At 62.0% G+C, this 1,561-nt stretch carries 1 protein-coding gene; it reads left to right on the top strand.

The genetic code is table 11. The features are described 5' to 3' along the window. Positions 1 to 64: 64 nt before the first annotated feature. Entirely contained in the window at positions 65 to 1,498 is a 1,434-nt protein-coding gene (locus OO12_RS16290; protein WP_034159786.1) for an IS1182 family transposase, read from the top strand. Positions 1,499 to 1,561 lie beyond the last annotated feature (63 nt).

Below are 1,561 nucleotides of genomic sequence, written 5' to 3' on the forward strand. Positions count from 1 at the left end.
TTGGTGGAGGCTGTGTGAAAACGGCCTAATATGCTATGATTCTGGCGTTGCAGGAGGCGCCGAAGTGGGACGTTTCATTGAGGGCTGTGACCGCCGGCAGAAGCTGCTTTTGCCGGATTGCGTTGGTGATTACGTGTCCGAGGACAACGCGGTCCGCGTGGTCGATGTCTTCATCGACGAACTGGATCTGGCGGGGCTCGGCTTCGAGGGTGCAGCGTCTACGGGACGCCCAGGATATCATCCGGCGATGCTGCTCAAGCTATATCTCTACGGGTATCTCAACCAGGTGCAGTCGAGCCGGCGGCTTGAGCGCGAGGCAAGTCGCAACGTCGAACTGATGTGGCTGACGGGCAAGTTGGCGCCAGACTTCAAGACCATTGCTGATTTCCGGCGCGACAACGGTCAGGCGATCCAGGCGACGTGCCGGCAGTTTGTAAGACTGTGCCGTGACCTTGGCCTCATCGCTGGCGGAACGGTCGCGGTGGACGGCAGCCGGTTCAGGGCGGTCAACACGCGCGACAAGAACTTCACGCCGGGTGCGATCCGCCGTCGGATGGAGCAGGTGGATGCGAGCATCGAGCGATATCTGGCCATGCTCGATACCGCCGACCGGCAGGAGAGCGAGGTCGCCGAGGTTCGCACGACCCGACTTACCGAGCGGCTCGAGGCGCTTCGCCGACAGATGCGCGACCTCAAGGCGATGGAGCAGGCGGTCGAGGCCGCGCCCGATCGGCAGATCTCACTGACCGACCCGGATGCGCGCGCCATGGCGAGCGCCGGTAAGGGGACGGGACAGGTCGGTTACAACCTTCAGGCAGCTGTCGACGCCGACCACCATCTTATCGTGGCGCACGAGGTAACGAACGTCGGTCACGACCGTAGTGCGCTTGCTGCCATGGGCAAGTTGGCACGCGAAGCGACCGGTGTAGCAGATCTGACAATACTGGCCGACCGGGGTTACTTCTCAGGCGAGGAGGTCCTTGCGTGCGAGGCGACTGGCCTGATCCCGATCTGCCCCAAACCTCTGACCTCAAGCGGTGTGAAGCGCGGCTACTTTACCAAGCAGGACTTCCGGTTCGATGCGGAGCGTAACCTGTATGTCTGTCCGGCAAAACACGAACTGACGCCGGGCCAGACCTACGCGAACCGGGAAGGCGACATCTTCTTCTACCGTCACCTGACTGCCTGCCAGACTTGCGAGTTCAGGCCGCGCTGCACGCCCGAACCGCACCGACGAATCCGGCGCTGGAAGCACGAGCATGTGCTCGATGCGATGCAGGCCAGGCTCGATCATATGCCCGATGCCATGCGCATCCGACGACGAACGGTCGAACACGTCTTCGGGACCATCAAGGACTGGATGGGCCGAAGTCACTTCAAGACGCGCACGCTGCGAAACGTCCCTACCGAGATGAGCCTCCACGTCCTTGCCTATAACATCAAACGCGCAATCGCCCTGATGGGAGCAACCGGTCTGATCGCCGCGATGCAGCAGTAAGAATGCCCGTGCCGCAGCTCAATGCGCCGCCGCTCAAATGGCGTTTTCACACAGCCTCGGTGG

The sequence above is a fragment of the Sphingomonas sp. ERG5 genome (assembly GCF_000803065.1).
In the GTDB taxonomy this organism is placed as follows: domain Bacteria; phylum Pseudomonadota; class Alphaproteobacteria; order Sphingomonadales; family Sphingomonadaceae; genus Sphingomonas.